14 protein-coding genes are annotated in these 21,071 nt (G+C 65.1%); 8 read left to right on the forward strand and 6 right to left on the reverse strand.

Translation table 11 applies throughout. From position 1 onward, the window contains the following. Positions 1-35 precede the first annotated feature (35 nt). Positions 36-881 carry a DUF1206 domain-containing protein gene (locus BMG03_RS07305; RefSeq protein ID WP_075776071.1) on the reverse strand — a complete coding sequence of 282 codons (846 nt, stop codon included), beginning with the start codon at positions 879-881 and terminating at the stop codon, positions 36-38. 133 nt (positions 882-1,014) lie between these two features. Here BMG03_RS07305 and rarD point away from each other — a divergent pair, with 133 nt between their 5' ends. Continuing rightward, entirely contained in the window at positions 1,015-1,956 is a 942-nt protein-coding gene (rarD, locus tag BMG03_RS07310) for an EamA family transporter RarD (protein WP_075776070.1), read from the forward strand. Here the strand turns inward: rarD and BMG03_RS07315 are convergent. Next, positions 1,942-2,496, reverse strand: coding sequence for an LOG family protein (locus BMG03_RS07315; RefSeq protein ID WP_075776069.1), 555 nt, complete (start codon positions 2,494-2,496; stop codon positions 1,942-1,944). The genes rarD and BMG03_RS07315 overlap by 15 nt on opposite strands. A 215-nt stretch (positions 2,497-2,711) precedes the next feature. Here BMG03_RS07315 and BMG03_RS07320 point away from each other — a divergent pair, with 215 nt between their 5' ends. Continuing rightward, a complete protein-coding gene (locus BMG03_RS07320; RefSeq protein WP_077701161.1) occupies positions 2,712-4,193 on the forward strand; it encodes a LysM peptidoglycan-binding domain-containing protein in 1,482 nt (493 codons plus the stop codon). Positions 4,194-4,331: 138 nt separating this feature from the next. Next, positions 4,332-6,179, forward strand: a complete 1,848-nt coding sequence (locus tag BMG03_RS07325) for an ABCB family ABC transporter ATP-binding protein/permease (protein WP_075776067.1) — start codon at positions 4,332-4,334, stop codon at positions 6,177-6,179. Between the two features lie 159 nt (positions 6,180-6,338). Here the strand turns inward: BMG03_RS07325 and BMG03_RS07330 are convergent, their stop codons facing one another. Further along, complete coding sequence (locus BMG03_RS07330; protein WP_075776066.1) at positions 6,339-9,893, reverse strand: efflux RND transporter permease subunit; 3,555 nt, start codon at positions 9,891-9,893, stop codon at positions 6,339-6,341. After that, complete coding sequence (locus tag BMG03_RS07335; protein ID WP_075776065.1) at positions 9,890-11,068, reverse strand: efflux RND transporter periplasmic adaptor subunit; 1,179 nt, start codon at positions 11,066-11,068, stop codon at positions 9,890-9,892. The genes BMG03_RS07330 and BMG03_RS07335 overlap by 4 nt, the downstream gene beginning before the upstream one ends. Positions 11,069-11,265: 197 nt before the next feature. On the opposite strand from BMG03_RS07335, the gene BMG03_RS07340 reads away from it, so the two are divergent. The 3 genes from BMG03_RS07340 (at position 11,266) to der (ending at position 14,901) form a co-directional block, all read left to right on the forward strand. After that, complete coding sequence (locus BMG03_RS07340; RefSeq protein WP_075776064.1) at positions 11,266-11,943, forward strand: hypothetical protein; 678 nt, start codon at positions 11,266-11,268, stop codon at positions 11,941-11,943. A 71-nt stretch (positions 11,944-12,014) separates the two neighbouring features. Then, complete coding sequence (locus BMG03_RS07345; RefSeq protein ID WP_075776063.1) at positions 12,015-13,337, forward strand: outer membrane protein assembly factor BamB family protein; 1,323 nt, start codon at positions 12,015-12,017, stop codon at positions 13,335-13,337. Positions 13,338-13,386: 49 nt separating this feature from the next. After that, a complete protein-coding gene (gene der, locus BMG03_RS07350) occupies positions 13,387-14,901 on the forward strand; it encodes a ribosome biogenesis GTPase Der (RefSeq protein WP_075776062.1) in 1,515 nt (504 codons plus the stop codon). 83 nt (positions 14,902-14,984) lie between these two features. Here der and BMG03_RS07355 read toward each other — a convergent pair whose 3' ends face one another. Together BMG03_RS07355 and serS are read right to left on the reverse strand one after the other, a co-directional pair. Then, positions 14,985-15,158: a hypothetical protein gene (locus BMG03_RS07355; protein ID WP_157771566.1), complete on the reverse strand. Its 174-nt coding sequence runs from the start codon at positions 15,156-15,158 to the stop codon at positions 14,985-14,987. 123 nt (positions 15,159-15,281) lie between these two features. Continuing rightward, on the reverse strand, positions 15,282-16,571 hold the full coding sequence (gene serS / locus BMG03_RS07360) for a serine--tRNA ligase (protein ID WP_075776060.1): 1,290 nt from the start codon (positions 16,569-16,571) through the stop codon (positions 15,282-15,284). A gap of 200 nt (positions 16,572-16,771) precedes the next feature. Here serS and BMG03_RS07365 point away from each other — a divergent pair, with 200 nt between their 5' ends. Then, a complete protein-coding gene (locus BMG03_RS07365) occupies positions 16,772-17,761 on the forward strand; it encodes an efflux RND transporter periplasmic adaptor subunit (protein WP_075776059.1) in 990 nt (329 codons plus the stop codon). Then, positions 17,751-21,008: an efflux RND transporter permease subunit gene (locus BMG03_RS07370; RefSeq protein WP_244271012.1), complete on the forward strand. Its 3,258-nt coding sequence runs from the start codon at positions 17,751-17,753 to the stop codon at positions 21,006-21,008. The genes BMG03_RS07365 and BMG03_RS07370 overlap by 11 nt, the downstream gene beginning before the upstream one ends. The last annotated feature ends 63 nt before the right edge of the window (positions 21,009-21,071 follow it).

Raw genomic sequence — 21,071 nt, forward strand, 5'->3', positions numbered from 1 at the left:
GGGCGCGGCGTTCCGTCGACGGGGCAGGGCGCGCCTCAGTCGTCGCTCTCGAGGCTCTGCTTGAGCGTTTCGATGTCCGGGTCGCTGGCACGCGGCACGATCCGGTAGACCGCGTTGACGAAGCAGAACACCGCGAAGCCCAGCAATCCGACGCAGATCGCCCCGGTCAGGAATTGCCCGAACGGGTGGCCCCGCACCCAGTCAAAGACCTTGCCCAGACCACCCGCGCTCGACGGATCGTAGCGGTAGGCGGCATAAACGATAAGCGCGCCGATGATCGCGACCACCACGCCCTGCGCCGCAAGCCCCGCCTGCAGGACGAAATTGGCGCGACGGGTGACTTCGTTGGCCATCAGATGCTTCAGATAGGCCTTGGTGAGCCCCTTGTAGAGATAGTAACCGCCAGCCCCGATCACGATCAGGCCGATCACGCCGAGCGCGATACGACCCATCGGCGCGCTCAGGATCGTCGAGACCAGCTTGTTCGTCCCGCCATCGCTGCTCGCCCGCGCGACGAGCGCCGTGACCGCAATGCCGCCGATGCCGAGATGGACGAGACCGCTGACCACGAGGCCGATACGGGCGATCCACCCCTTCATCTCGGAGCCATAGGCCTCGAGATCCCAGACCGCGTCCACCACGCGCCAGATTGCGTAAGCCGCCATGCCAAGGGCGATGCCGACGAGCACCACGGCGCCCCAGCCGCTTGAGAGCTTCTCCATCACCTGTTTGGTGCCCTCGGCGCTGCCGCCATGAAACAGCGACCAGAGCGAGACACCCGCGACGACGAGATAGACCAGACCGCGCCCGCCGTAGCCTGTGCGCATTACGGGCACTGCCCAAGCGAAATCGTCGGGATCGTGGCTGTTGGTGGCGGACATTGGCGGTCTCTCTCGGCGTTGTGAATTGACGCAGACCCAATGCGTGGACAAGCGCACAGGTTCCGCCGCGCCGTGGTCTTTCCTTTCGCCCGCCGATCGGTCAGGGTCACGCGGTTGAGAGAAGGGAATTTCGATGAACGAGGCGGTCAAAGGCTTCTGGGCGATGGTGACGACCTGCGTCATCTGGGGGCTGTCGGGTCTCTATTACAAGATGCTCGACGGGATGCCGCCGATCGAAGTGCTCGCCCATCGCACCTTATGGTCCTTCCTGTTCTTCGCCGTGATCCTCGGGTTGAAAGGCCGCCTCGGCGAGCTTTGGGCCGCGCTGGCCGAACGTCGCGGGCGCGGGGCGTTAGTGATCGCGACCGCGGCGTTTATGATATCGGCCAATTGGTTCACCTTCATCTGGTCGGTCCATTTCGGCCACGCGGTTCAGGCGTCGCTCGGCTATTACATCTTCCCGCTCGTCGCCGTCGTTCTCGGGCTGATCGTCTATCGCGAGGCGCTGAGCACGCGGCAATGGTTGGCCGTCGCGCTGGCCGCCACGGCGGTCATCGTCCTGACGATCGGGCTGGGTGTCGCGCCCTGGGTTTCGCTGATCCTTGCCGCGACCTTCGGCACCTATGGGCTGATCAAGAAGGGGTTGCGCGCGGGCGCGATGGTCTCGGTCTGCGCCGAGGTGCTGCTGCTCTCGCCAGTCGCGCTGATCGTGCTCTGGGGCTATCACGCGGGATGGTGGGGCAGCGCGCCCGGCGCGGGCCATTTCGGCGGCGATTGGAAGACCACGGTTCTTTTGATCTTCTCCGGCCCGCTCACCGGCACACCCTTGCTGCTGTTCGCCTATGCGGCGCAGCGGGTGCGGATGGCAACCGTGGGTCTGGTGCAATATCTCAACCCGACGCTGCAATTCGCGGTGGCGACGCTGGCCTTCGGCGAGACGGTCACCATCTGGCACGCGATCGCGCTGGCGCTGATCTGGACGGCGCTCGCGCTCTATTCGAGCGTCAATCTGAAGATGCGCCGACCGCAGCCGGCGGCACAGCCCGCGACGCAGCGCGGTTTAGGCGAAAGCTGAGACGAGCGCGGTTTCCAGCTCCGCCACGCTATCGACCGTCACCACCAGCTCGCGCAGCGACGAATCCGCGAAGCCCTGCTCGATGATATGGTCGATCAGGGACCCGAGCGGCGCCCAGTAGCCCTCGGTGTTGAGCAGGAAGATCGGCTTCTCGTGCAGGCCGATCTGACGCCATGTCAGCACTTCGAACAGCTCGTCGAGCGAGCCCGCTCCGCCCGGCAGTACCACCACCGCATCGGCATTCATGAACATTACCTTCTTGCGCTCGTGCATCGTCTCGGTGACGACGAATGTGGTCAGGTCGCGCTTGCCGACCTCGCGGGGGAAGAGATGCTCGGGGATCACGCCGAAGGTGCGCCCGCCCGCGGTTTGCGCCGCGCGGGCGACCTCTCCCATCAGCCCGACATCGCCCGCCCCATAGACCAGCTGCCAGTCGCGCGTGGCCAGCATCTCGCCGGTGTCTCGCGCCGCTGCCGCATAAGCAGGCTTCGCGCCCGCACGCGAGCCGCAATAGACACAGACGGAACGGGGAATGGTCATGACGGTGTCTCCGGAAATGCATTGTTATTGAGCGGTGATACCGGGGTTGCTAAGTTCCCTCAAGGGATCGGGTCACCTAGCCGCAGATAACAACAGGCGGCAGGGCCCTGGGGATGACGTTAAGGCGGGACTTAGATGAATGAAAACGTAACGGATCAACCGGCCGGGGGCACCGGGCTCGGTGTGGTGAAAGGGGGGCGGCGGCGCTGCTCCTCGTGATCTTGGGGCTGGTGCTTTGGGGCGTCCTGCGCCCGGTGGAGCGCGAAGGGGCGCAACCGTCGGGCACGGAGACGAGTGCCGCGACCGGTTCGGCCGAGGCTGATAAGGAGGCCGGCGGTATGAATGCGGCGGCGAACAACGCAGCGCAAACCGCGCAAACGGGGAGCGCCGATGCGACCTCCGGGACCGCTGCGCCGCAGACGCGAAGCGCGGAGACGGTGGCGCAGGAGGCTGAAGAAGCGGCGAGCGCCGCGGCGCCGCTGGCCCAGGAACCCACCGACAAGCTGGTTGAAACGGTCAAGGATCCGGGTGCGGAGGCCGCGTCGGGAAGCTCTGCCACGGGCGCGGATATGGCGACTGACGGCACCACCGCGAAGGCGGCACGTGACGGCAAGCCGCTCGCCCAGGTGCAATTCGACGCGCTGCGGGCCGCACCCGACGGCTCGGTGACGCTCGCCGGGCGGGCGGAGCCGGGCGCGAAGCTCGATATTCTCGTCGACGGCAAGGTCGTGGCGAGCACGCAGGCCGATGGCGGCGGCAGCTTCGCCTCGCTCTTCGATCTGCCGCCCGCCGACGGCCCGCGCGCGCTCTCGCTGCGGGTCACCGGCGCGGATGGCTCCGCGCGCGACAGCGCCGAGACGCTCGTGCTGCGCGGACAGCCGAAAACCGAGAGGATTGCCTCTGCAGAGGAGAGCGTACCCTCCCAGACGCCCGTTGGGCCGGCTGCGGACGGTGCGACAGATAGTAGCGCCGATGCGACGGCCTCGGCGGCAGATGGTACGGCGATGAGCGGAAGCGCCGCGACTGGGACCGATGTTGGCACGTCCGCCGGAACTGCGACCACGACGGCCGCTACGGCGACCGAGGCGACACAATCGACGCCCACGCCGCCCGCAGCGCCGCTCATCGCCGATGCAGACGGTGCGCGGCTGCTCGCCCCGAAAAGCGATGACCTGGTGATCGACACGATCTCCTTCGGCTCGGGCGAGGTCGCACGCAGCGAAGGCCGTGGCGCACCCGAGGGCACGACGCTCAGCGCCTATCTCGACGACACGCTCGTCGCCGAGGCGCAGCCGGGCGCGGATGGGCGTTGGTCGCTCGACCTGCCGGGCTTGGGCACGGGCGAGCATAAATTGCGGATCGATGCGCAGGACGCCACGGGCAAGGTCGTCGCGCGGGCCGAGACCGGCTTCGATCAGCCCGACGAAATCCTCGTGGCGAATGCCGCCGATCCGACCGGTGCGCAGGCAGCCTCCGTGCGAGCGACCGGCGAGGTCGGCGACGCGGTGAAGGTCGTGCAGATCGTGAAGGGCAATACGCTTTGGGCGATCGCGCGCGAGGTTTATGGCGACGGGTTCCTCTATGTCCGGGTCTTCGACGCCAATCGCGACCAGATCCGCGACCCCGACCTGATCTATCCGGGGCAGGTCTTCAATATCCCGTCGCCCGAGACGGACGTCTCGGGGGCTGCGCAGTAGCGCACACACCGCTTGCATGGCTGGACTCCTTCGCGCCGCCGAGTAGGTTGCGCGCAGGTTCCACCCGTGGAGGGGCGCTGCCCCGCTCCCTGACGGGAGCCCCCGGGATATTTTCGTCAAGAGGAAGAGGAGGGCGCGATGCCTCCGGCACAGATCACGACCAAGGGCAAGATGAATGCCGAGGAGCGCGCCCGAGGTTGGCGCACGATCCGCGCGGTGCTGCCCTATCTCTGGGCGCATGAAGCCCCGTGGGTGAAGCGGCGTGTCGTCTTCGCAATGGTGATGCTGGTCTTCGCCAAGATCATCTCGGTCGCAACGCCCTTCGTCTATCGCGAGGCGGTCAACGCGCTCTCGGGCGAGGGAACCTCGGCGGCCTGGGCACTGGGCATGGGGGCGGTGGCGATCACCGTGGCCTATGGCGTCGCACGGCTGATGACGGTGGCCTTCGGCGAGCTGCGCGATGCGATCTTCGTGAAGGTGGCGCAACGCGCGCTGCGCCATCTGGCGCTGCAGACCTTCACCCATATGCATCAGCTCTCCTTACGCTATCACATCACCCGCAAGACCGGCGGCCTCAGCCGGATCATCGAGCGCGGGGTGAAAGGCGTCGAGTTCCTGCTGCGCTTCATGCTGTTCTCAGTCGGCCCGCTGATCGTCGAACTGACGCTGGTGGCGATCATCTTCGCGGTCGTGTTCGACTGGCGCTACGCGGCGGTCGTGCTGGTCACCATCGCGGCCTATATCAAGTTCACCTTCAAGGTCACCGAGTGGCGCGTGAACATCCGGCGCGAGATGAACAAGGCCGACACGGCGGCGAACCAGAAGGCGATCGACAGCCTGTTGAACTTCGAGACGGTCAAGTATTTCGGTGCGGCCAAGCGCGAGGCGGACCGCTACGACGAGTCGATGAAGGGCTACGAGACGATGGCGGTGAAGACCGGCCAGTCGCTCGCGGCGCTCAATGCCGGCCAGACGCTGATCATTACGATCGGGCTGGTTACGGTGATGATCATGGCCGCGATGCAGGTGCAGGCGGGTACGCTGACGGTCGGCGATTTCGTCATGGTGCAGGCCTACATGATCCAGATCACCATGCCGCTGGGCTTCCTCGGCACGGTCTATCGCGAGATCCGGCAGGCGCTCGTCGATATGGGCGAAATGTTCGATTTGTTGCAGCAACCGGCCGAAATTCAGGACAAAGAGGGTGCCGATGTTCTGAAAGTGAAAGGCGGGCATATCAGTTTCGACCGGGTCGAATTCGCCTATGACCCGACGCGGCCGATCCTGAAGGGGATTTCCTTCGACGTGCCTGCGGGGCAGACCGTGGCGCTGGTCGGGCCCTCGGGCTCGGGCAAATCGACGATCGGGCGTTTGCTGTTCCGGTTCTACGAGGTGACTGGCGGTGCGATCCGCATTGACGGTCAGGACCTGCGCGACGTGACGCAGGAAAGCCTGCAGCAATCGATCGGCGTGGTGCCGCAGGATACCGTGCTGTTCAATGACACGATCCGCTACAACATCGCTTACGGCCGCGCCGATGCAACGGACGAGGAGATCGTGGCGGCTGCGAAAGCGGCGCGGATCCATGACTTCGTGACCAGCCTGCCGGAAGGCTATGACACGGCGGTGGGCGAGCGCGGTCTGAAGCTTTCGGGCGGTGAGAAACAGCGGGTTGGCATCGCGCGCACGATTCTGAAGAACCCGCCGATCTTGTTGCTCGATGAGGCGACCTCGGCGCTCGATACCCAGACCGAGCGCGACATCCAGATGAGCCTGAAGGCGATGGGCGAGGGGCGCTCGGTGATCACCATTGCGCACCGTTTGTCGACGGTGGCGGATGCCGACCAGATCCTCGTGCTCGACAAGGGCGAAATCGTCGAACGCGGCCGCCACGAGGAGTTGCTGGCGCAGCGCGGGCGTTATGCCTCGATGTGGGCGCGGCAATCGGCGGAAGAGGAAGACGAGGCGGAGCAGGGGGCGGCGTAACGCGTGAAGGGCGGCGCCTTACCCTTGGGTGGGCGCGGCCATCCCGACGAGGCTTGGCGCTTTATCTTGGAAGCCCGTAAGTCAGGCGTACTCGCGCTGACATCGCCAATGCGCCTGCCCGGGGGGAGGGTCGGGCGCGGCCCGGGCATTTCCGCAGCTTCACTCCGCCGCGTCGGGCCGTGTCACCAGATGCGGCTTCACGCCGCCTTCGGGCGCATCGTCATCCCAGATGATCTCGCGGCCACGCATCTTGCGCATCGCGCGTTCCAGCGCCAGATCGCGCGCAGCCCGGCTGTCAGCCCCTTGCATCAGCGCCGAAAGCGCGCGGGTCGAGCGGTAGGCACCGGTCTTGAACCAGACGCGAAGCGCAAGCAGCGCGGGCGTCAGCACAAGCGTTAGCACCGTCGCGGTGCCGAGCCCGAACACCACCGCCGTCGCCAGTTGCTTCCACCAGAGCGCGGTCGGGCTGTCGATCGAATAGCCGCCATTGAAGAAGTCGAGCGACAGGCCGAACATCATCGGCGCGAGCCCCGCCATCGTGGTGATCGTGGTCAGCAGCACGGGCCGAAGACGCGCCTCAGCGGTGCGGATGATTGCCTCGATCTCGGGCATGTAGCGCGAGAATTCCTGATAGGTGTCGATCAGGATGATGTTGTTGTTCACCACGATCCCGGCCAGCGCGACGATGCCCACGCCGGTCATGATGATCGAGAATTGCTGGCCCATCACAAGCATCCCGATCAGCACGCCCGCAGTCGACAGGATCACCGCCAGCAACACCAGCACCGAATTGTAGAAGCTGTTGAACTGCGCGAGCAGGATCACGAACATCAGCGCCAGCGCGCCGCCGAAGGCGGTCATCAGGAAATCCTGACTCTCGTTCTGCTCGACCAGATCGCCTGACCATTCGTAGCTGACGCCCGGCGGCAGCGCGGCCTCCGTCTCGAGCCACTTCCCAAGCGCCGCGATCCGCTCGTTGCTTGTGATCGGCTGCCCGTCTTCGTTGGTGAGCCCTTCCTGAACGCCGGCCTTGATGTCGTAGAAGCGGGTCTGGTCGATCCGATCGATCTGCCCGATCTTCGGCTGCGGCGTGCGAGTGATGAAATTCGCAAGCGGTACCAGCCCCTCGGAGGTGCGCAGCTTCAGCGTATCAAGTGTCGACAGCACCCGGTCTTCCTCGGGCAGGCGCACGCGAATCTCGATCTCTTCGTCCGACGATGGTACGCGCATCGTGTCGAGCAGGATGCCGCGCGTGACCAGCTGCACCATGCCGCCGACGGTCGCCACATCCGCGCCGAAGCGGCCCGCGCGAGTGACGTCCACGTCGATCACCCAGTCGATACCGGGCAGGGGGCGCGTGTCTTCGATGTCGGTCACGCCTTTCATCTGCGCCATATGCGCCTCGACCTTCCGCACCGCTTGATCGAGCGCGGCGAAATCATTGCCCTCGAGCCGCAGCTGGATCGGCTTGCCCGAGGACGGCCCGCGATCCTGCGCGAGATATTCGGACTGGATCCCCGGGATGGTGGCGATCTTTGCCATGATCTTCTCCATCACCACATCGCCATCGAGCGAAGGATCGTTCTTGCGCTCTTCCCAGGGGATCATCTCGATCTGTATCTGGCCGATCGTATCGCGCGGGGTCTGCGCGCCGCCGGTGTTCTGGTTCAGCCCGCCTTCGCCCGCGAAGGAGAAGACCGCGCCGACGCCGGGCGTGCCGATCACCATGTTCTCGGCTTGCTGAAGGAGCGCGTCCTTCTCTGTCAGCGAGAGGTTGCCGCGACCGCGGATATAGACGATCGCCTGTTCCACCTCGCTATCGGTGAAGAATTGGGTGCCGTTATTGTTCTTGCCGTAATAGCCGAAGGTCATGAATACGCCCGCCACGATCACCGCGACCACGATCAGCGGCATCACCGGATTTCCTGCGATGGCGGCGGTGAAATGCCCGAAGGGGCGGCGGCGATACCCCGCATCGATGGGCTTCGGTTTGCCTTGGGGCTTGGCCGCCGTGAAGGTGATCGAGCTGAGCATCGCCGCGAGCACGAAGAGGATCACGCCGGGCAGCGAGGCCAGCAGATCGCCCGAGGCGGTATGCGTGCCTGTGAAGAAGGCCGGGTTGAGCGTCAGCAGCGCGCCGAGGAACACGAGTGCGGCGGAGACCAGGGCCAGAAGCAGGCGCAGCCAATAGGGGCGCCCTTTGAGGTGCGCGGCCCCGTTATCCAGTCGTCGGCTCACGCGGCCCGCGACGCCGCCCACGACAGGAAGATAGATCAGCGCCACGACCAGCGACGCCGAGAGCACGAAGATGATCGTGACCGGCAGCATGCCCATGAACTCGCCTGGCACGCCCGGCCAGAACAGCATTGGCAGGAAGGCGCAGAGCGTCGTCGCGGTGGAGGAGACGACCGGCCAGAACATGCGTTTCGCGGCTTCCGTATAGGCGGCCATCGGGCCGGAGCCCTCGGAAATACGCTTGTCGGCATATTCCACCACCACGATCGCACCATCGACCAGCATCCCCACGGCGAGGATCAGGCCGAACATCACGATATTCGAGATCGGCACGCCCATCGCGCCCAGCAGCAGGAAAGTCAGCAAAAACGACGTCGGGATCGCGAAGCCCACCAAGAGCGCAGAGCGCGTGCCCAGCGTCGCAAGCACCACGATCATCACCAGCGCGATCGCGGTCAGCACCGAGCCTTCGAGCTGGCTGACCATTGCGCCCACGGTTTTCGACTGATCGAGCGAGATGCCGACATCGACCGCGCGTTGCAGTGGCTCGGGCCACTGGCTCTCCGCCTCGGCCACGGTCTTTCGCAGCAGGTCCACCGTGTCGATGACGTTGTAGCCCTTGCGCTTGACGATCTGCAGCGCCACCGTCGGCTCGCCGTTGAAGCGCGCGGTGCCGGTGCGATCCTCGAATGTCAGGCGGATATCGGCCAGATCGCCGAGTGTCACGACGCTTTCGCCGTTCTTCTTCACCGGCAGGGCGTAGACATCCTGCGCGGTCTCGAAGGTCGCAGGGATCTTCACCGAAAACGCGCCCCCATCGGTCTCGACCTCGCCCGCCGCGATCAGCTGGTTGTTGGCCTGGACGACATTGATCAACTCGGGCGCTGTGACGTTATAGGCCTCTAGCTTCAGCGGATCGATCACCACTTCCAGCATCTCGTCGCGCTGGCCTGCGATCTGGGCTTCCAGCACTGGCTCCAGCCCCTCGACCTCGTCCTGCAACTCGCGGGCGAGCTTTTGCAGGGTGCGCTCGGGCGCATTGCCCGACAGCGTCACCACGACGATCGGAAATTCCGAGAAGTTGATCTCGTTGATCGAATATTTCTCCGCGCCGTCGGGGAATTTCGCTTCGGCGGTGTTCATCGCGTCGCGGACATCGGCGAGGATTTTGGTCTTGTCCCAGCCGAAGTCGAATTCGAGCATGAGCCCCGCGTAATTCTCCTTCGCGATGCCGGTCATCTTGTCCAGACCGTCGAGCCCGGCCAGTTCGGTCTCCATCGGCTTGACCAGCAGCTTCTCGGAATCGGTGGCCGAGATGCCGGGGAAGGGGACCGAGATGAACAGCATCGGGATCTCGATATCCGGCTCGCCCTCCTTGGGCAGGCTCAGATAGGCGGTCAGCCCCGCGAGGATCGAGATCGCCACGAAGGCGATCACCATCCGCGCGCGCGCCGCGGCCCAATCGACGATGCCGGTCATTGCGCGGCCCCGTCGGTGGCGTCTGCGGCACCGCCATCGGTTTGCGGCGCGGGCGTCATGGGGTCGGGCGTGTCTTTGGCCGCATCGCCCGGCGCGTGATCGACGAGGGTCACGGCCACGGGCGAGCCCTCGGTGACGTAGTCCTGCCCGACCACGATCACCGTGGCGCTTTCCGGCAGGCCAGCCAGCCAGACGCCCTCGGGCGTGTCGCGCAGGAAGTCTACCGGGGCGAAACGGGCCACGCCGTCCACCGCCAGCCGCACGCCCAGCTTGCCCTGATCGTTCAGCGTCATCGCGGAGGCGGGCAGGAAATGAGCCTTGGTCCCGTCGGCGGCGACGATCATCTCGACCGTCTGGCCCTCGCGGATCGATTGGTCGCCATTGGGCGCCTCGGCTTCGATCCGGAAGGTGCGCGTGGCGGCATCCGCCGATTGCGAGACAAAGGTGACCTTGCCCATCACCTCGCGCCCGGTCGCAAGCCGTGCGCCGACCATCGCGCCGGACTGCACACGGTCGATCTCGGTTTCAGGGACGTAGCCCACCAGCTTGATCGGATCGAGCTGGATCACGGTGGCGCAAAGCCCGCCCGCCGAGAGTAGCGAGCCGAGTTCAGCGGTATCTTCCTCGATCAGCCCGGCGAAGGGCGCCGTGATTTCGAGCCGCGCCAATTCGGTCTGCGCGGCCTCGACGGCGGCGGTAGCCGCTTCGAGCGCCGATTGCGCGGAAGCGGTTGCGGTTTCAGAGCGGTAGCCGCCTTCCTTCAGCCTCTCGGCGGCGGTGGCGTTCAGCCGGGCCTCGGTCAGCCGTGCCTGCGCCTCGGCCAGTGCGGCCGGGCGCGTGCCGGGGTCGAGCTTGCACAGCAGTTGTCCCTTTTCGACCTGCGCGCCTTTGCCCAGCGGTTCGGAAATTACCTTGCCCGTCGTCTCGGCGCGCACTTCGACGCGGCGCGCAGCCTCGGTCTGCCCGCGCGTCAGAACGCCTTGGTCGAGCGGCTGCGCGGTCGAGACCATCGCCTGCACCGGCACGGCGGGGGTGCCGGTCTCCTCTACCTGCTGCGCTTTCTCGGCAGGCGTCGCGGCATCGCCGAGATAGCCCATCAGGCGGTCGCGCTCGAACACCAGAAGGTAGAGCGCGACAAGAACGAGGATCGCGTTGAGGATCGGGACCGGACGCATCGGCGGGCTCCTGTAAATGGGCGCGGCGTTCCGCCTTAATTGGGGACTGAACCGCAGAGTTCAACTTACCGAGAGCGAGGCGTGATCTCAAGGCTTGCATTCCTCAGCGATGCGCGGACCGGAGCGGTCCGTGCGGCCCTTGGCAGCGCCCGGGGAGCCGTGTAAGAGGGGCGCCAAAGCTACGAGGAGACCCGCGCGTGAGTGATACCGACAGTTTCATCGACGAAGTCACCGAGGCGGTGCGTCAGGACAAGCTCTGGGCGGCGTTCAAGAAATGGGGCTGGATCGGCGCGGTGATCATCATCGCGATCGTCGGCGGCACCGCCTGGAACGCGTGGCAGAAGGAAAAAACGCAAGCCGAGGCGCGCGCCTTCGGCGATATGGTGATGGCTGCCGTCAACGGCGACACCACGGGCGCGGACCTCGCGAAGATCACCCCCGACGGTCCCGGCCGCACCGCGGTTCTCAAGATCATGCAGGGCGACGCCGCTATCGAGGCGGGCAAGCCCGACGAGGCGATCAAGTTCTTCGATGCGGTCAGCGCCGAGCCGGGGCTGCCGGCTTCGATCAGCGATCTCGCCAAGCTCAAGGCAGTGATCGCGGCGGGCGACAAGATGGACGCCGCCAAACGCGACGCGACGCTGCAGGAACTGGCCACCCCCGGAGCGCCTTACCGCCTTCTGGCAATGGAGCAGCAGGCGGCGGCGGCCCTGTCCTCGGGCGACAAGGAGGGCGCAATCTCGATCGCTCAGCAGATTCTTGAGGACGCCGGCCTCACGCCGGGCTTGCAACAACGCGCGACAGAGTTGATTGTGGCGCTGGGTGGCGAAGTGCCGACCCAGCCGGGGCAGGGCGCTCCGGCACTGCAAGAGTAAAGGGTTGAACCGGCGCGCCTTTCGGATGCGCAGGAGCTGCAAGAGAGCCGAGACAGGCAGGGGGAACAGGCGTGAAGCTGAGCAAGACGATCTGCGTGCTGAGTGTGGCGGCTTTCGTGGCAGGCTGTACCAAGGAAACCATCCTCCCCGGCGAGCGTCTCTCGCCCCGCGACGCGCTGCGCGCCGAAGAAGGGCTGCCGCTGGCTGATGCGCCCGCCCAGCAGTCGCTGCCGATCTCGCTTCCACGTCAGGTGAGCAATGCAGAATGGCCGCAACGTGCGGGTTCCGCGACCCATAGCCTGTTCAACGCGGCGATCGGAAACGGCACGACGCCGGTCTGGTCCGCCGATATTGGTGCGGGCAATGCGCGCCGCTACCGCATCACCGCCGATCCGATCGTGGGCGGTGGCAAGATTTACACCCTAGACAGCCAGGCCCGCGTCACCGCAACCGCGACGAATGGCGGGCGCGTCTGGCAGGCCGACATCACGCCGCCCGGCGACCGCGAGGGCGACGCCTCGGGCGGCGGGATCGCCTATGCCAACGGCACGGTCTACGTGACGTCCGATTTCGCCGAGCTCGTCGCGATCGACGCGGCCACCGGCGGCATCAAGTGGCGGCAATATTTCGACGCAGGCATCGGCGGTGCGCCGACCGTGAAGAATGGCGTGGTCTACGTGGTCGCCCGCGACTCCTCGGCCTGGGCGATCCGCGCCAGCGACGGCAAGGAAATCTGGCAGGTGCCGGGTGCGCCGTCCGCTTCGGGCATGACCGGCGTCTCCTCGCCCGCGGTGACCGACCGCATGGTGATCTTCCCGTTCTCCTCGGGCTTCCTGAGCGGCGTTCTGCCGCAAAGCGGGATGCAGATGTGGAACTCCAAAGTGCCGGGCGCACGTCCGGGCGTGGGCTATGCCAATATCGTCGATCTGACGGGCGATCCGGTTGTGGTGGGCGATACCGTCTACGCGGGCTCCTCGGCGGGCAAGCTGGCGGCCTTCGACGTGAATTCCGGCGATCGTATCTGGACCGCGACCGAAGGGGCCAACAGCCCCGTGCAGGTTGCGGGCGGCTCGATCTTCCTCGTTTCGGATCAGGGCAAGATCGTGCGGCTTGATGCCAAGACCGGCGATCAGATCTGGTCGAAGGATCTGCCGTACTACACCAAGGACAAGCCGAAGCGTCAGCGCGACATCGTCGCGAGCTACGGGCCCGTTCTTGCCGGCAACAAGCTGTTCGTCGCGTCTTCCGACGGCGTTCTGCGCGTGTTCAGCCCGATCGACGGCAGCCTCATCGGCCAGGCGAAGATCCCGGGCGGGGCTGCGACCGATCCGGTCGTGGCGGGACGCACCCTCTACGTCGTCGGCGGCGATGGGAAACTGCACGCTTTTCAGTGAGCCCTTTAGGGTGTAAGGGGGCCGCTTACGACCGCCCAAGGAGGGCATCATGAGCTTTACCCTGGCCATCGTGGGCCGCCCGAATGTCGGAAAATCGACGCTGTTCAACCGGCTTGTCGGCAAGCGACTCGCGCTTGTCGACAACATGCCCGGCGTCACGCGTGACCTTCGCGAGGGCGATGCGCGTCTGGGAGATTTGCGTTTCATCGTGATCGACTCGGCCGGTCTGGAACTGGCCGAAGACGACAGCCTTCAAGGCCGTATGCGGCGCCTGACTGAACGCGCCGTCGAAGAGGCCGATATCTGCCTGTTCATGGTCGACGCGCGCGTGGGCGTGACGCCGGCCGACGAGATTTTCGCCGATATCCTGCGCAAGAAGAACGCCAACGTGATCCTCGCGGCCAACAAGGCCGAAGGGGCGGCAGGCGATGCCGGCGCGATGGAGGCATGGAGCCTTGGTCTCGGCGAGCCGCTGCGGATTTCGGCCGAGCACGGCGAAGGTTTGGACGATCTTTACACCGCCCTGGTGCCGCTGGCGGACGAATTCGCCGAGCGCAATGCCGCCAACGCGCCGGTCACGGATGTGGTCATCGACGAGGAGCTTGAGGAAGGCGACATTCCCGCCTACCAGCCGCCCTCCGCCACGAAACCGCTGCAGCTTGCCGTGATCGGACGCCCGAATGCGGGCAAGTCTACGCTGATCAACAAGATTCTGAACGAAGACCGCCTGCTGACCGGCCCCGAGGCAGGCATCACCCGCGATGCGATCTCGGTCACGGCCGATTTCATGGGCACGCCGATGCGGATCTGGGACACGGCGGGGATGCGCAAGAAGGCGCGCGTCACCGACAAGGTCGAGAAGCTGAGCGTGGCCGATGGGTTGCGCGCCGTGCGCTTCGCCGAGGTGGTCGTGGTGCTGCTCGACGTCAATATTCCGTTCGAGACGCAGGATCTCCGGATCGCCGATTTCGCCGAGACCGAGGGCCGTGCGGTCGTGGTCGCCGCGAACAAGTGGGATCTCGAAGAAGACAAGCCCGAGAAGCTGAAGGAACTGCGCGAAGCGTTCGAACGCCTGCTGCCGCAGCTCAAGGGCGCGCCTCTGGTGACCGTCTCGGCCAAGACCGGCAAGGGGCTCGACCGGCTGCACAATGCGATCCTGAAGGCCCATGAGGTCTGGAACCGCCGCGTGCCGACCGCGAAGCTGAACAACTGGCTGACCGCGATGACCGAGGCGCACCCGCCACCCGCGCCCGGCGGTCGCCGGATCAAGCTGCGCTACATAACCCAGGCGAAGACCCGTCCGCCGGGCTTCGTGGTGAAATCGACCCATACCGACAAGATCCCGGAGAGCTACGAGCGTTACCTGATCAACGGCCTGCGCGAGAGCTTCGACATGCCGGGCACGCCGATCCGCCTCTACATGCGCGATCAGGGCAAGACGAACCCTTACAAGGATCGCAAGAAGTCGATCCCGTCGCGTCTGAAAAAGCACGTCGATGCGAAGAAGCGCTCCGCCCACAAAGAATCGGCGCGTAAAGCGCGCGAGGCGAAGAAGGGCGAGTGAGCGACTGAGCTGGAATGAAAACGCCCGCCGGGGGATATCGAGACTCCGGCGGGCGTTTCTAATTCAGGCGATGTGGACGCGGCTTAGAGAAAGCCCAGCCGATCGAGCGCCGCCCGGGCGCGCGCGCGCTCCTCGGTCGAGCCCGAGAGCGCACCCGCATTGATCTCCGCCATCAGTTTCGAGAGCGTCTTTTCCCGACGCATCGCAATGATCTGCTCGGGGATCTGGTCCTCGCCGATCTCAAGGATGCGGGTCATCAAGACGCTGTCCCGCTTACGCGTGATCGTTACCGACATATGCAGTTTCCCCTGCGACTCACTTCGTACACGGAAACGTTAACAACGTTCCCGCCCCGAGTCTCGCGTCGCCGCGTCGCAGCGTCAGACCAGTTTCCCGTCCACCAGCCGCGTCTTGCCGCCCAGATAAGGGTGCAGGCATGCGGGCAGGGTGACCGAGCCGTCCTCTTCTTGACCGTTCTCCAGCACCGCGATCAGGCAGCGCCCGACCGCGAGGCCCGAGCCGTTGAGCGTCGCGATGAACTCGGGCTTGCCGCCGCCTTCGGGCTTGTAGCGCCCGTTCATCCGCCGCGCCTGGAAGGTGCCGCAGGTGGAAACCGAGGAAATCTCGCGATAGGTGTTCTGCCCCGGAAGCCAGACCTCGAGATCGTAAGTTTTCTGCGCGCCGAACCCCATGTCGCCGGTGCAGAGCACGATGCGGCGATAGGGCAGTTCCAGCGCCTCCAGCACCGCCTCGGCGCATTTGGTCATGCGCTCGTGCTCGTCGATGGCGGTCTCGGGGGTGCAGAGCGTGACCATCTCGACTTTCTCGAACTGGTGCTGACGCAGCATGCCCGAAGTATCCTTGCCCGCCGAGCCCGCCTCCGAACGGAAGCAGTTGGTATGGGCGCACATGCGCTGGGGCAGGGCGGAGGCCTCCATCACCTCGCCATTGGCGTAGTTCGTCAGAGTGACCTCGGCGGTGGGGATCAGCCACCAGCCGTTGGTGGTCTGATAGCTGTCCTCGGCGAATTTCGGGAGTTGGCCGGTGCCCATCATCGCCTCGTCGCGCACCAGCACGGGGGTGATGTTCTCGGACAGCCCGTGTTTGTCGACATGCAGGTCGAGCATGAATTGCGCGAGCGCCCGGTGGACGCGGGCGACTCCGCCCTTGAGTACAACGAAGCGCGAGCCCGACAGCTTCGCCGCCGTCTCGAAATCCATCTCGCCACCCACGGCGGACAGCTCGAAATGCTCCTTCGGGTCGAAGGCGAACGCGCGCGGCGTGCCCCAGCGGCTGACCTCGACATTCTCGTCCTCGTCCGCGCCGGTGGGCACGTCGGCCAGCGGCAGGTTCGGGATCGTCATCAGCAAATCGCGGACCTTCGCGTCAAGCTCGCCCGCCTCGGTCTGCATCTGCGCCACTTCGGCCTTCTTCTCGGCCACCAGCGCGCGCAGGCGCTCGAACTCGGCTTCGTCGCCCTTCGCTTTCGCGGCGCCGACCTGCTTCGACGCGGCGTTCTGATCGGCTTTCGCGGTCTCGGCTGCGTGGATCGCCGTGCGGCGTGCTTCGTCCATTGCGAGAATCTCGCGCGAGAGCGGCGAGAGCCCGCGCCGCGCCAGTTGCGCGTCGAATTCTTCGGGGTTTTCGCGGATTGCGCGGATATCGTGCATCTCACCATCTCCAAGACTGTTGCGGGAACGGCTTTAGCGCATGAAAGTGAAAGCGAAAACCCCCGGCGATGCGGCCATGACACAGGTCAAGGCAATAGAAACTGTGCGGTGCTTGTATTCTGTCGGGTGAATACATATTCAATAACCGGAATATAAAACCGCAGGCGCAGGGGCGCGCCGGTAAGGGAAGGGAACCCGAGATGACGTTGAAGCTTCTGCCATTGGCATTCGCCGCGTTGATCCTGCCGGGAATCGCGCTGGCGCAGGACGGGGCGATCACGGTCGAACCGCAGGTCGTGACCGATTGGAAATCTGTCTATGGGCAGGTCGAGGCGAAGAACACGATCGCGGCGCGTGCACGGATTTCCGGCACGATCACCGCGCTGGACGTGACCGAGGGCGACGAGGTGAAAGCCGGTCAGGAGATCGGCAAGATCACCGACCAGACGCTCGATTATCAGATCGGCGCGGTTGATGCGCAGATCAATGCGCTCGAAGCGCAGTTGGAGAATGCCAAGACCGAGCTCAAGCGCGGGCAGGAATTGCAGGCCCGCGGCGTGTCGACTTCGCAGAATGTCGATCAGTTGCAGACGCAGGTGAATGTCTACGAGGGCCAGATCGCGGCGCAGAAAGCGCAGCGCAAGGTCTATGTGCAGCAGCAGGAATTCGGCACCGTTACGGCGCCGATCGACGGCAAGGTCGTGACCGTTCCGGTCACCAAGGATGCCGTCATCATGGGCGGCGAGACGATCGCGACGATCGGCGGCGGCGGGTTTTTCCTGCGTCTGTCGATCCCCGAGCGCCACGCCGACACGCTGCACACCGGCGACACGATCCTGATCACCGATCCCGACGGGAAGGAGATCGAGGGCAAGCTCGCCAAGATTTACCCCGAGATCGAGGGTGGCCGGGTGCAGGCCGATGTGGAAGTGCCCGATCTGGATTCGCGCTTCGTCGGCGCGCGGCTTCTGGTGAAGCTGCCGATGGGCGAGCGAGAGGCGCTTCTCGTGCCGCAGGGATACGTCTTCAACCGCACGGGGCTCGATTTTGTCCGCGTGAAGGAAGAGGGGGGCACCTATCTGCGTACGGTCGTGCCGGGGGTGCATGTCACGAGCGATGGCAAGGACATGGTCGAAGTTCTTACCGGTCTGAACGCCGGCGACACGGTGGTGCCGAACGATGAGCAATAACCAAGGCACCGGGCCGGAGATGCCCGAGGACGACGAAATCCACGGCAAGCTGGGTATCGCGGGCGGTCTGACGAAATCCTTCATCCGCTCGGCGCTGACGCCGCTGATGATCCTCGCCGCCGTGGCGGTCGGTCTGGTCGCGCTGATCTCTCTGCCGCGCGAGGAAGAGCCGCAGATCTCCGTGCCGATGGTGGATATCCACCTGCAGGCCCCGGGTCTGAAGGCGCAGGACGCGATGAAGCTGGTGACCGAGCCGATGGAAACCATCGTGCAGGGAATCAACGAGGTCGAACACGTCTATTCGCGCACTCAGGACGACTATTCGCTCGTGATGGCGCGCTTCAAGGTCGGCACCTCTTCGGATGCCGCCATCCTGCGCGTGCATGAAAAAGTCCGCGCCAACATGGACAGGATCCCAAAGGGTATCCCCGATCCGGTGATCGTGGGTCGCGGGATCGACGATGTGGCGATCGTCTCGCTGACGCTGACCGGCAAGGACGGCGCGCAGGTCGACAGCGATGAACTCACCCGCGTCGCGCGCGAATTGCAGACCGAGGTCACGAAAATCGAGAATGTCGGCCTGACCTATCTGGTGGGCGACGCAACGAGCGAGATCCGTATCGAGCCCGAGCCCGACAAGCTCGCGCTCTACGGGGTCACGCTGCAGCAGCTGTCTAACAAGGTCACGCAGGCGAACCGCGCTTTCAACACCGGAAATATCCGCCATGAGGGCAAGCAGATCAGCCTCTCGGCTGGCGAGACGCTGACCGCGCCTTCCGAGATCGCGGGGCTCCTGCTGACCACCCGCGACAATCGCCCCGTCTATGTCGCCGATGTCGCGAAGGTCTCCTACGTGCCCGATGCCTCGGATCATATCGTCTCGAACGTCCAGCGCGACGCGGACGGCAAGATCGAGCGCACGCCGGCCGTCACCCTCGCCATCGCCAAGCGGGCGGGATCCAACGCCGTGGTCGTGGCCGAGCATGTCCTCGACCGCATCCACGAGCTGCACGGCCAGCTGATCCCCGACAATGTCGAGGTGAAGGTCACCCGCGACTATGGCGAGACAGCGAACGAGAAGGCAAACGAGCTGCTGTTCCACCTTGGCCTCGCGACGATCTCTATCGTGGGTCTGGTGCTGCTGGCGATCGGCTGGCGCGAATCCATCGTGGTGGCGGTGGTCATCCCGGTGACGATCCTGCTGACGCTGTTTGCCGCCTATATCATGGGCTTCACCCTCAACCGCGTGTCGCTTTTCGCGCTGATCTTCGCGATCGGTATCCTCGTCGATGACGCCATCGTGGTGATCGAGAATATCGCGCGACATTGGGCGATGAAAACGCCCGGCTCGCGCGTGACCAAGGCGATCGAGGCCGTGGCCGAAGTAGGCAACCCCACCATTGTCGCGACCCTCACCGTTGTGGCCGCGCTGCTGCCGATGCTGTTCGTGTCGGGACTGATGGGGCCTTACATGTCGCCCATCCCGGCGGTGGCCTCGGCGGCGATGATCTTCTCCTTCTTCGTGGCGGTGATCATCACCCCGTGGCTGATGGTGAAGGTCGCGGGCAAGGCGCAGCTGCATGGCCATCACGGCGATGACGACACCTATGGCGGTGAACATGCGGGCGGCAGGCTCGGCCGGATGTACAGCGCCGTGGCGCGCCCGATCCTGAAAACGAAAGCGCGCTCGGGGCTGTTCCTGCTGGTGGTGTCGGTGCTGTCCTTCGGCTCGCTGGGGCTTCTCTACACCAAGCATGTCACGGTGAAGCTGCTGCCCTTCGACAACAAGTCCGAACTCTCGGTCGTGGTCGATATGCCTGCGGGCACCTCGGTCGAGGGTACGGATGCGGTCGCCCAGCAGGTGGCCGAGATCGTGACCAAACTGCCCGAGGTGCTCTCGGTGCAAACCCATGCGGGTACCTCCGCGCCGTTCAACTTCAACGGGCTGGTGCGCCACTACTACCTGCGTGCGCAGCCCAATCAGGGCGATGTCGAACTTCAACTCGCGCCGAAAGGGGAACGCGATCGCACCAGCCACGAAATCGCTCTGGAGATCCGTGACAAGATCAAGGCGATCAAGCTGCCCGAAGGCGCAAGCCTGAAGACGGTCGAACCGCCGCCCGGTCCGCCGGTGATCGCGACGCTTCTGGCCGAGGTCTATGGCCCCACGCCCGAGGCGCGCCGTGACGCGGCCCGCCGGATCGAGGACGCCTTCAAGCAGGTGCCCTATATCGTCGACGTGGATAACAGCTTCGGCATCCAGCCCGACAAGCTGCGCGCCACGGTCAATTCCGACGATCTGGAGTTCTATTCGGTCTCCGAAGGCGATGTCTGGGACACGCTCGGGATGCTGAACGGTTCGACCACCGTGGGCTATTCCCATCGCGGGCAGGAGCGCCAGCCGATCCCGATCGTGATGGAGCGTTCGAAATCGAACAAGGTGATGAACGAGGAAACGCTCTCGACGCCGATCCCGGCCAACGTCCTGCCCGGCGCGCGCGGCGTCGTGGAGCTTGGCGACGTGGTCAGCGTGGACAAGGAGAAGGCGTCCTATCCGATCTTCCGCCATAACGGGCGCGAGGCCGAGATGGTCACCGCGGAACTCGCCGGCAAGTTCGAGGCTCCGCTCTACGGGATGCTTGCCGTCGATGACGCAATCAACAACATGGATTGGCCGAAAGGCGAGAAGCCTGTCGTATCGCTGCATGGCCAGCCACAGGACGAAAGCCACGTGACGCTTCTGTGGGACGGCGAATGGGAGGTGACCTGGGTGACCTTCCGCGACATGGGCGCAGCCTTCGCCGTGGCGCTGCTTGGGATCTACATCCTCGTCGTCGCGCAGTTCGGCTCGTTCCGGCTACCGCTGGTGATCCTGACGCCGGTGCCGCTGACCTTCCTCGGTATCATGCTGGGCCACTGGATCTTCCACGCGCCATTCTCGGCCACGTCGATGATCGGCTTCATCGCGCTGGCGGGGATCATCGTGCGTAACTCGATCCTGCTGGTGGACTTCATCCGCCACGGCAGCCATGAGGGCAAATCGCCGATCGAGGTACTGATCGAGGCGGGCGCCATCCGCTTCAAGCCGATCCTGCTGACCGCGATCGCGGCGATGATCGGTGCGGTGGTGATTTTGGCCGACCCGATCTTCCAGGGTCTTGCGATCTCGCTCTTGTTCGGCCTGCTCAGCTCGACCCTGCTGACGGTGCTCGTGATCCCGGCGATCTACCGGATCTTCAAGACCTGATCCGGTCACTGACCTGAAACGCAAAACCGCCCGCACGTTTCTCTCGTGCGGGCGGTTTTCGTT

It is taken from the genome of Thioclava nitratireducens, from assembly GCF_001940525.2.
In the GTDB taxonomy this organism is placed as follows: domain Bacteria; phylum Pseudomonadota; class Alphaproteobacteria; order Rhodobacterales; family Rhodobacteraceae; genus Thioclava; species Thioclava nitratireducens.

Excerpts from the sequence above, each read along its gene's own strand:
- BMG03_RS07355 (WP_157771566.1), bottom strand. The coding sequence starts at position 15,158 with ATGACCCGCATCCTTGAGATCGGCGAGGACCAGATCCCCGAGCAGATC.
- BMG03_RS07315 (WP_075776069.1), bottom strand. The coding sequence starts at position 2,496 with ATGACCATTCCCCGTTCCGTCTGTGTCTATTGCGGCTCGCGTGCGGGC.
- BMG03_RS07330 (WP_075776066.1), bottom strand. The coding sequence starts at position 9,893 with ATGACCGGCATCGTCGATTGGGCCGCGGCGCGCGCGCGGATGGTGATC.
- BMG03_RS07370 (WP_244271012.1), top strand. The coding sequence starts at position 17,751 with ATGAGCAATAACCAAGGCACCGGGCCGGAGATGCCCGAGGACGACGAA.
- serS (WP_075776060.1), bottom strand. The coding sequence starts at position 16,571 with ATGCACGATATCCGCGCAATCCGCGAAAACCCCGAAGAATTCGACGCG.
- rarD (WP_075776070.1), top strand. The coding sequence starts at position 1,015 with ATGAACGAGGCGGTCAAAGGCTTCTGGGCGATGGTGACGACCTGCGTC.
- BMG03_RS07365 (WP_075776059.1), top strand. The coding sequence starts at position 16,772 with ATGACGTTGAAGCTTCTGCCATTGGCATTCGCCGCGTTGATCCTGCCG.
- BMG03_RS07335 (WP_075776065.1), bottom strand. The coding sequence starts at position 11,068 with ATGCGTCCGGTCCCGATCCTCAACGCGATCCTCGTTCTTGTCGCGCTC.
- BMG03_RS07325 (WP_075776067.1), top strand. The coding sequence starts at position 4,332 with ATGCCTCCGGCACAGATCACGACCAAGGGCAAGATGAATGCCGAGGAG.
- BMG03_RS07305 (WP_075776071.1), bottom strand. The coding sequence starts at position 881 with ATGTCCGCCACCAACAGCCACGATCCCGACGATTTCGCTTGGGCAGTG.
- der (WP_075776062.1), top strand. The coding sequence starts at position 13,387 with ATGAGCTTTACCCTGGCCATCGTGGGCCGCCCGAATGTCGGAAAATCG.